Source organism: Vibrio ezurae NBRC 102218 (assembly GCF_000467185.1).
Taxonomy (GTDB): Bacteria; Pseudomonadota; Gammaproteobacteria; order Enterobacterales; family Vibrionaceae; genus Vibrio; species Vibrio ezurae.
Genome location: NZ_BATM01000043.1, coordinates 1 through 9,471 on the forward strand (window position 1 = coordinate 1; position 9,471 = coordinate 9,471).

Below are 9,471 nucleotides of genomic sequence, written 5' to 3' on the forward strand. Positions count from 1 at the left end.
GTGATAGGTATAAGCCCATACGCATTTAGATTTTATATTGATGTTAAAAAGCCATTTTCCTGATTGATGAGGAAAATGGCTTTTTCAGTTTTGCTTGCTGTGCTATTGAAAATTAAGAGTTATCTGCTAATTGCACTAAATATTCAGCAATGGCTTGCATCCCAGACTTTGGTACGCCGGCTTTAATTTCAGCCTTTGAGTTATAGTTAGTATTCGTATTGACGTCATAGGAATACCACTGGCCATTTTCATCGCTGATCACTTCAATACCGGCAATATCGATATGATTATCGGCTAAGAACTTTTCATGCAGTTTTATCAACGGTGAATGATCAAGGGCGGTTGTTATCTCAAACTTATCTTGGCCTTGGCTGTCTTGTGACTCTACAGGTTGACTGTCTTCAAAGGCAGGGCAGAACGCATCTTCGATAGAGCACCCATCCGCAGGGCAAAGTTCAAAACCGCCTTCGGTAGAGACTTTCACCGCGTACAGGAACTTACCGCCCACATATTCACAACGGATGATGTAAGGTTGAGTGGATTTGACGTACTCTTGCAATAACCAAATTCCATCTAATGGCGCATCGGCTTTGAGCCTTCTAAGGCCTAATTTTACGTCATCAAGAGTATTGAATTTTTCCACACCTAACCCCTTGCCACCACGGTTAGGTTTGATGATCAGAGGCCAAGTATTAAACTTTTCGGCCGCGGCAACAATTAAATCACTGCCCACTACCGCTTGCGTTTTAGGTGTGGCGATGCCGGCTTTTTGTAAGGCTGCGTACTGCGAAATTTTACACACTTCTAAATCGATAACACCATTACCATTGACGACAGTGACGTCGTGTAAGCTAAGCCATTTATCGATAACGCGAGTTAATTCAGGTGCATAACGGTGACCACGGGTGTGTGATGAGGCACTCATACGGTTGTAATAAATCGCGTCTTCAGGAGCGGAATCAAACTCAATATGGGCTTCATTGACGAACCATTCTTTCGCAGGCACGTTTAACTGTTTGAACGCTTCATGAAGCGGGGCTACCCATTCTTGGTTCTCATGTAAAATATAGATTGGTTTCATTACTGCAAATTCCCATTCGTCGCGTTTTATTCATACCTTAGATAGTGCCAAATCCTCCCCCGAAAGCCAGCAACAAGTGACCGATTGCGTAGATGAAATCGGTATAGCTTATAACAGCGCAGGTTTAGCTCAATGAACTCATCTCAGGGTAAGGCGTAGTGATTAGTGAAAACACAATGCCCAAAGCGTCTCACCTTGGGCATTTTTATGATGTTAATTATCTGTTTTCAAAGCGGTTGTAGTCGAGTAAGCCATATTCTATGGGCTGATCTTTGGCATACCACTCATGGATTTTATCGCTGAAAGGCCAAAACCTAAGATCGGTACGACGGATCGCAAAGCGATCCAATAGATCTTCGTAATCGCCATCGTCATCCACCTCTCGAATGCGTTTCAGCAGTTCTGGAATTTCTCTTTCTTGCAAGGTTAAAAAGGCCGCAGGGTAGCTACCTAAAATACCGTTCACTATCGTTAGAGTGTCTTCTTCTGGTTTGCGATTGTCTTCTTCGGCAAACAAGCTTGAGATATTGGTGTGCGCGTTGCTGTGCACTAAGGTAAAGACATGCTGCTGCCCGTTATCGGCTTCAATATTAATTGTCATGAGCTGTGGGAAGCTTTCGATACCACCACCGACCAAGCTATTGATTTGTTGCAGTAATAGCTCACTGTCACGTTTTAGCGGTGTGTTCATGATTTCATAGCGAGGCTCTAAGATTGGTGAGACATGCTCCGTCAGCAGTGTCATCAATTCAGCTTTGGGGTTGTTGGTTCGATATTCTATGCCTGACTCTTGATCAAATGGTTTGGCATTGCGCGTGAGGTAATCGGTAAATTCGATAGACTGCCCTTCATACCAGCTAGACAAGATATCGTGACGAGACTCTTTAGGTAGTAGGGCGATAAAGTTAGTTTCACCTTCTATTCTTAATAAATCCATATACATGCGAGTGATCAGCTGGTGGCCAAAGTTGCCGTAGATATCAAAGCCTGCCACCAACAAATAGTGGATACGCTCTAATAGCGAATAGTCGATAACCCATGCGGTTTTAGGTTGATTACCCACGAGACCTTTCGCTACGGTCGCGCTATCAAAATGCCGGAAAATAGTCAGAGCAGCATTTGGATTTGTTCCATCACCATTCCAGATCACGTCAATATCCAAATGTTCACCATTTTTAAAATGGTTGTTCATAAAGTTCATTTTTTCGGTCAGGTAAATAGACTGAGATTTAGAGAACTTAACCCAATTAAACAAAGGTGTGGTGTTACTGTCGAGTTGTCCGGGCAGCGCCATGTTTTGCGCCTGAGAGCGCAGGAAGTCGGTCGCAACTTTGTTGTCCATTCTGCCTGGGTTGGTAAAGAACACCCAAAAGTGATCATTGATGACATTCAGTGCCAACTGCCCACGACAAACAGGGCCTTTTATAAACGCCATAATGGTGTTTTGTGCTTCATCGAGCAGGAAGTTATAGCGTGAATCTACTGGGATATCCGCAAAGGCAAGTATTGGATTGGAAGCCACTTCGATATCGTAGCTAGGCAGTGTCTCTATGCGGTAATCCGCCTTATCAAACCATGTTAACCATTTTTGCATGCGTTCATTATTGAGCGCATAGGGCATGTGAGTTTTATCAACAATGGTTTCTCGTTCGGCAATTAAACGATAGTAAACTCGCGGAACGTTGGGATCGCCGTAAGGTCGGCGTGTTGAAATGCGTTTTACGGGTTGCCCTGGAGGCGTTGCTGAGCGCACGAGGCTAAAGAAGCGTTTGTTTTCATGCTCGGAGAAATAGAGGTGAGAAAGAAACAAATGCTCATAGATATAGCGACTGGTAATTTGGCGCTTTAAGCTGTCTTGGTTGAAATAAGCTTCCCATTTATTCACTTCTGCCAATTGTTCTTTGCTTAATGGCACGGGCTCCGACATGCTCGCTCCTTGGCGCAACCATGCCAATAAGGTTTGTTGTTCATCGTTGGCTAATGCGGGCATACCGTAAGGCATACCACTCAATGGGTATTCCTCTTTATAGGCTTGTATTGAGTCAGAGGTTGGACAGACAAAAGCGCGGTCGAGGCTAAAATCAAAATCGTCGTCATCTAAAATCACGTCGTTAGGAAGCGGGAACTCTTCTTTTTGAATTAATAATTGCGCCATAACACCGGCCTCAATATTGGCATCCCCACGTTGTAATCGTTCGTTGAGCACCGGATAAAAGCCATGCGTACGCCATTCTTGAGTAGAAAAGGCATCTTCGTAGAGGCGAGTTGGGTTAGTGGCCGTTAATCTTGCACCTTGATACACCATTGCGGTAGTTGCACCTCTATCTATGCCTTCCGGTGAGGTCAGTTTGAGTTGGCAGGGCGCATCGTAACAGGCGTGACATACTACGCAGCGTTTATCGAGGATGGGTTGTACTTCATCGATAAAATAATGGGCTTGCGAGAAGCTGTGTGAGACGGTTCTATCCTGAACCTTTTCTGGACCAAACAGTGCTTCAAAATTTAACCCCACAAAGGAGCTACAGCCTGCAACAACAATGATGAAGGCAATCAGTGCGTACTTTTTCATTAACATCCATATCCTCAGTAAAAGCGACTCTTTTATGATGGTCTCATCTGCAATTAGTGTCAAAGAATATGAATGAATAGAGATTGATTTTAATGGCAGGGTGTTGCATATCAATTTATGATGAACTATGCATCACTTGATCGTGAGTCATCTTAGAGGGCTATTGTGTTGTACGGATAAAGAGGCCAGCACAAGGATGAGCAAGGATTACGCTGTGAACCGATGGATAATTTCTCTAATTATATGAAAAATCAATCTTTTTCGTCATACACATCACACTCCTTAAGTGCTCTCATTGTGTTGGGTATAGGGATAAATTAGAGTATACACTCTAATTTTTTGCAGGTATCGCCAAGGAACAGAACAAGGTGAAATTAAAACGTATTGCAATGACGTTGTTGTGTGGGCTAGCGTTGCCCGCTGTCGCTCAAGAGGTGACTTTTTCTCAAGCGTGGACGTTGTTGCAGCAACAAAATAACTCTCTGGCGGCGAGCCAAGCCAATGTGGATCGCTACCGAAATTTACAAAGTGCGAAGCAAAGTTTAGATCTCCCTTCTATCACTTTAAACGCAAACTATACTCGGCTAGATAACGATATTCAGCTCAGTGGACAGCAGCTGGTCGATAGTATTTCTACCCCGATCGCATTGCCGCCCATTTCATTGCCTATTCTTGCTAGCTCTTATTCAACCATTGCAGAAAAAGACGTATTTACCTCTTCTATTCGAGCGATTTGGCCCATTTTTACAGGGGGAAAAATCATCTCGGCACAATCTATTGCGTCAGCACAAACGGATGAAGCTCGTGCTCAACTGGAGATGGAGCGACAAGCAAGATATGAGGACTTAGCCAAATACTATTTTGGAGTAGTGCTTTCTAAACAAGTGGTTGAAACCTATAGCAATGTCGAAAAAGGCTTAGAGCAACATGCGCATTTTGCCAGCAAGTTAGAGCAGCAAGGTCAGATTGCTAAAGTTGAGAAATTGCAAGCGGATGCTTCGCTAGCAAAAGCACGAGTTGACAGAAAAAAAGCGCAGCGTGAGCTGCAAATTGCGACCAGTGCGTTGACGCAAATTCTAAATCAATCGCAAACGGTTACCCCCGTTAGCCCATTATTTATCAATAAATCTCTGCCTCCTTTGAGCGCATATACGGATGAAACCTTGGTCAGTTATCCGGGATTATCAATTTTAGATGCCAAAGAGAAGCAAGCAAAAGGGCTAACCGATGTACAAAAAAGTAAGTACTACCCTGATGTTTATTTGTACGGTAACTACAGCCTATATGAAGATGATTCGTTAGCCTCACAGCTTAAGCCTGATTGGTTTGTGGGGGTGGGAGTCAGCATTCCACTGCTTGAAACCAGCGGACGCTCTCGCCAATTAGATGCCGCGCATAGTGCGGTTTTGCAAGTGACGCATTTGCGCGCCCAAGCCAAGCAAGACCTTACCGTATTAGTGCAAAAAACCTATTTAGAGGCTGAACAGTCGATGGAAGAGGTGAAAGGGTTAGAAACCAGTATCGCACTTGCTGAAGAAAACTTACGTTTGCGCCGAAAAATGTTTAGCCAAGGGTTATCTAACTCGTTAGAGGTGGTGGATGCTGAATTGTATTTAGCCAGTATTCAAACTCAGCAACATGTTGCGCGTTTTAACTACTTAATATCATTAAATAAGCTGCTTGCGTTGAGCGGAAAAATGAACACTTTTAATCAATATGAGACCCGTCCTAATAAGGCTATCAATGAAGCTAATGTAGGCACTAAAGGAGAAGTTAATGTCAGCTAAAACCCCTATTGCCCTTGTTGTAATAGTGCTTATTGGTCTAGTTGGATACGGTTTTTATCAAGCCTATCAACCGCAACCGATTCGAATTCAAGGACAGATGACGGCGCAGCAATACAGCATTTCTTCTAAAGTGCCGGGTCGCATTGAAAGCATCAATGTGAAAAAAGGCGATCAGGTTAAAGAAGGTGATCTTATTTTCACTATCTATAGCCCAGAAATTGATGCCAAGTTAGAGCAGGCTCTAGCTGGACAAGCAGCGGCAGGAGCACTGGCTAAAGAGGCTGAAAATGGCGCGCGAAGTCAGCAAATTTCGGCGGCGCGTGATCAATGGAATAAAGCGAAAGCGGCCGCAGAGTTAATGGAGAAAACTTATCGCCGTGTAGACAGCTTGTATCAAGATGGCGTATTGGCAGAGCAAAAGCGTGATGAGGCTTATACACAGTGGAAGGCGGCGAAATATACTGAAAATGCGGCTCGCCAAATGTATTTGCTTACCAAAGAAGGAGCGCGCTCTGAAACGAAAAAGGCGGCGAGCGAAAAAGCGCGCATGGCGGCAGGTGCCGTTGCTGAGGTGGAAGCCTATGCCGCTGATACTCACATCGAAAGTTGGTTTAACGGTGAAGTATCGCAAGTGCTGTTGCACAGTGGTGAGCTTGCGCCGCAGGGCTTTCCTGTTGTGACTGTTATTGATGCTCTGGATTCTTGGGCGGTATTTAATGTACGCGAAGATCTGTTGAAGCATTTTCCCAAAGGCGCACAAATCAGTGCTTTTGTCCCAGCGTTGGATAAGACGGTGCGTTTTCGCGTTTCTCATATTTCAGTCATGGGCGATTTTGCGACATGGAGAGCGACCGACAGCAGCCAAGGTTTTGACTTGCGCACGTTTGAAGTTGAAGCTCGCCCGCTAGAAGAGTTGGACCAGTTTCGTATCGGTATGAGTGTGGTATTAACGCTAGACGCAAAAGAGTAGGTATATGTTTCGTTTTATAGCGAACGAATGGCAACGACTGGCTCAAGACAAATGGTTATTAGCCTCCATTACTTGGGGGCCTATTTTGTTGGCTGTGAGTGTATGGTGGATTTTCTCCCAAGGTACGGCGCGCGCTTTACCAGTGGCGGTCGTTGACCATCAGCAGAGCTCTTTATCACGAGAGCTCGTTCGATACTTGGATGCCAGTGAAACCTTGCATGTTAGTACTTACTTTCAAAATGAACATGATGCAAAAAGGGCGTTGAGTGGCAGTGAACTTTATGCGTATGTGGTCATTCCTCGAGATTTCGACCGAGATATTTTTCTGGCTAACCCGCCACAAGTGAGCGTGTTCTATAACAATCAATACATTTTGGTCGGTAAGCTGGTCAATTCGTCGGTACAGCGCGCCATTGGAACCTTTGATGCTCAAATCCAAACCATTAAGCAATTGTCTTCTGGAAATTCAAATTTGATCGGTGCGCTGGGGAAATCAGTCGCAGTGCGCACGCAAATCACGCCGTTATTTAATTTAAATAACAACTACGCACAGTTTTTAGTGTCGGCGATAGTGCCGGCTATTTGGCAAATCATAATTGTTGTGGGAACCGTACTCACTTTAGCGATGCACAAACGTATCGGTACTATGGATAGCTGGTTGGAGCAAGGGGTTGTTCGCTGTATGGCGAAAACACTGGCGTGTTATATCCCAATCTATGCGGCGCTAGGGGTGAGCTTTCTATGGTGGTTTTATGCTTTCTTTCAATGGCCGATGCAAGGTAGCTATGCGGTGCTTATCTTTGCCCAATTCGCGACCATCATCGCCTGTATGTTAGTGGGCGCGATATGTTTTTTTGTTCCTTTTGACGGTGCAAGGGCGTTGAGTTTTGCAGGAGCATTTACCGCCCCAGGGTTTGCATTCATGGGGATTACATTTCCGGTCACTGACATGGGAGCATTAGCGCAAGGTTGGCGTAGTTTGTTACCCATTAGCCACTATATTGAAGCGCAAGTCAGTCAGGTTTCCTATGGAGCCTCTGTGTGGCAAACCTTAGGCCATTTAACGCCTATGCTGGGCTACTTAGTCTTATTTGTGGTGCTGGCTAAACTGGCTCCGAAAAAGATAAAAGGGGCGTTAGTATGAGTTGGTTATCCATCTTTAAGCTGGAACTCAAAGCCATTTTAAGCAACCCTGTGGTAGTACTTACTATCTTTGGCGGGGTTGTATTTTATTCGTTCTTGTATCCACTGCCTTATGCAAAGCAGGTTCCTAATCAACAATCTATCACCGTCGTGAACTTGGATAAAAGTCAGGTGAGTTTTGATTTGGAGCGAATGGTTGATGCTACACCTCAAGTTCATATTGTAGAGCGCGTGCATAGTATTGTGCAGGCGAAACAACAGTTTTTAGACGGAGATGTGAGAGGGATTTTAGTGATTCCAGAACATTTTTATAAAGACTTATTGCTGGGCAAGAGCCCAACATTATCCTTTGCCGGTGATGCATCTTACTTTCTGGTGTATGGCACCATTGTTGAAGGGTTAGCGCAAGCCGGGGGCACCTTAGCCGCTAAGGCCAAAGTGACTCGTTTTTTGATGGAAGGTGAGCCTTTAGTAAGCGCATCGCAACATCACTCTGCGATTAAGGTGAATATGAAGCCTACCTTTAATACCACTGGAGGATACGTCAATTACGTGGTACCGGCAGTGTTTGTATTAATACTGCAACAGACGCTGATTATGGGAGTGGGCTTAGTGGGCGCAAGCCTTGCTGAAGAGAGAAAAAAACAACGAGCAAATTCCCCTTCTTTGCATCATCACTCTCAGAGCCATTATTCTCAGGATCATTGTTCTCAAGGTAAGCCATCGTCAACGGCTGGCCTTGAATCGTGGAGACGATTACTGGCAAGAGTGGTCTGTTTTAGCGGATTTTATTACATTTTAGGCGCGTACTATTTCGGTTGGAGCTTTGATTATTACTCTGTCGCTCGGCTTGCGCATCCGTTGCAGTTGTTTATCTTTGTGACGCCATTTTTATTGGCCGCTTGTATGGTCGGTGTGGTGCTAGGCATGCTAGTGCCAAGGCGAGAGCTAGTGACGGTGGTTGTTTTGATGAGCTCGATGCCACTAATCTTTAGTGCAGGCTTTATTTGGCCACTGGAGATGATTCCAACACCATTGATATGGCTATCAAACCTATTTCCAAGTACGCCAGCGATTCAGGGGTTGTTACAGCTTAATCAAATGGGGGCGGATTTTTCTCAAGTGACGCCTCAATATTTTTTATTGATTGGGCAAATCATACTGTGGGCGCTACTGGTGTATGTTCTGCGACGAAAGCAGGCTAGCTAATCGTTATTCTACAATCAAAAATTCTAACGCCGTTATTTATTACGATGAGTATAAGGTCTGAGATAGGTTTTCTCAGACCTTATGTGTCGTCTTCGCTTATAGCAATCGTACTTAGTGTGATTGGTATTATTTAGGGAAGTTGACGATAGGGAAACATTTTAAGAATCCGTTATCGGCACAGTTGATCAAACCCACCTGTACGGCATCGATATGCTTGGTGTGGTTGAAAATACCCACTTGGACAGTGGACTGGTTTGATAGGCTCACAAGACCCACATCGGCCACGGTTGTGCCTGTTGAATAGTTAACCGCTGACCAGTTTAGGCCGTTCACGTCATGAGTAATATTGGCTAGTCCTAAGTTAGCACCGGTGGTTTTGCCTGTGTTCCAGTTAAACCACCCAAAAGAAACACCCGTCATCTCTTGGTTAACTTTGTTTGCACCAAATGCGATGTTGAAGTTTACACCTGTAGTTCGGTCTGATTCCGACATACCAAGCAAAGAGAAATCGACACCTTGTACTTCTGAGACTTTACCGTGCAGAACAGAGAGTCTGACACCGTGCACGACATTGTCTTTTGGCGCATTCGTGTTATTGATGGTGGAAAACATAACCGGCGTTTGTGCGCATGCCATTGAAGAAGCTAGGGCGGTGGTAAATGCCACTGCGATGAGTCGTTTTTTCATACAGAATCTATCCAATGATGAGTAA

At 44.6% G+C, this 9,471-nt stretch carries 7 protein-coding genes; 4 read left to right on the forward strand and 3 right to left on the reverse strand.

Translation table 11 applies throughout. The annotated features are described in order from the left end of the window. Positions 1 to 112: 112 nt before the first annotated feature. Positions 113 to 1,081 carry an ATP-grasp domain-containing protein gene (locus tag VEZ01S_RS12930; protein ID WP_021714493.1) on the reverse strand — a complete coding sequence of 323 codons (969 nt, stop codon included), beginning with the start codon at positions 1,079 to 1,081 and terminating at the stop codon, positions 113 to 115. A 217-nt stretch (positions 1,082 to 1,298) separates the two neighbouring features. Further along, positions 1,299 to 3,656: a fatty acid cis/trans isomerase gene (locus tag VEZ01S_RS12935; RefSeq protein ID WP_021714494.1), complete on the reverse strand. Its 2,358-nt coding sequence runs from the start codon at positions 3,654 to 3,656 to the stop codon at positions 1,299 to 1,301. A gap of 383 nt (positions 3,657 to 4,039) precedes the next feature. Between VEZ01S_RS12935 and VEZ01S_RS12940 the strand changes: the two genes are divergently transcribed. Genes VEZ01S_RS12940 through VEZ01S_RS12955 form a run of 4 tightly spaced genes read left to right on the forward strand, consistent with a single transcriptional unit; the run spans position 4,040 to position 8,759 of the window. Further along, the gene (locus VEZ01S_RS12940; protein WP_040890916.1) at positions 4,040 to 5,437 is read left to right on the forward strand and encodes a TolC family protein; all 1,398 of its coding nucleotides are present in this window, start codon (positions 4,040 to 4,042) and stop codon (positions 5,435 to 5,437) included. Beyond that, entirely contained in the window at positions 5,427 to 6,407 is a 981-nt protein-coding gene (locus tag VEZ01S_RS12945; protein WP_021714496.1) for an HlyD family secretion protein, read from the forward strand. Before VEZ01S_RS12940 ends, VEZ01S_RS12945 begins: the two co-directional genes overlap by 11 nt. 4 nt (positions 6,408 to 6,411) lie before the next feature. Beyond that, a complete protein-coding gene (locus VEZ01S_RS12950; protein WP_021714497.1) occupies positions 6,412 to 7,551 on the forward strand; it encodes an ABC transporter permease in 1,140 nt (379 codons plus the stop codon). Continuing rightward, positions 7,548 to 8,759: an ABC transporter permease gene (locus VEZ01S_RS12955; RefSeq protein WP_021714498.1), complete on the forward strand. Its 1,212-nt coding sequence runs from the start codon at positions 7,548 to 7,550 to the stop codon at positions 8,757 to 8,759. Before VEZ01S_RS12950 ends, VEZ01S_RS12955 begins: the two co-directional genes overlap by 4 nt. A 126-nt stretch (positions 8,760 to 8,885) precedes the next feature. Here VEZ01S_RS12955 and VEZ01S_RS12960 read toward each other — a convergent pair whose 3' ends face one another. Beyond that, on the reverse strand, positions 8,886 to 9,446 hold the full coding sequence (locus VEZ01S_RS12960; RefSeq protein WP_040890914.1) for a VC2662 family protein: 561 nt from the start codon (positions 9,444 to 9,446) through the stop codon (positions 8,886 to 8,888). Positions 9,447 to 9,471 lie beyond the last annotated feature (25 nt).

Excerpts from the sequence above, each read along its gene's own strand:
- VEZ01S_RS12960 (WP_040890914.1), bottom strand. The coding sequence starts at position 9,446 with ATGAAAAAACGACTCATCGCAGTGGCATTTACCACCGCCCTAGCTTCT.
- VEZ01S_RS12940 (WP_040890916.1), top strand. The coding sequence starts at position 4,040 with ATGACGTTGTTGTGTGGGCTAGCGTTGCCCGCTGTCGCTCAAGAGGTG.
- VEZ01S_RS12935 (WP_021714494.1), bottom strand. The coding sequence starts at position 3,656 with ATGTTAATGAAAAAGTACGCACTGATTGCCTTCATCATTGTTGTTGCA.
- VEZ01S_RS12930 (WP_021714493.1), bottom strand. The coding sequence starts at position 1,081 with ATGAAACCAATCTATATTTTACATGAGAACCAAGAATGGGTAGCCCCG.
- VEZ01S_RS12950 (WP_021714497.1), top strand. The coding sequence starts at position 6,412 with ATGTTTCGTTTTATAGCGAACGAATGGCAACGACTGGCTCAAGACAAA.
- VEZ01S_RS12945 (WP_021714496.1), top strand. The coding sequence starts at position 5,427 with ATGTCAGCTAAAACCCCTATTGCCCTTGTTGTAATAGTGCTTATTGGT.
- VEZ01S_RS12955 (WP_021714498.1), top strand. The coding sequence starts at position 7,548 with ATGAGTTGGTTATCCATCTTTAAGCTGGAACTCAAAGCCATTTTAAGC.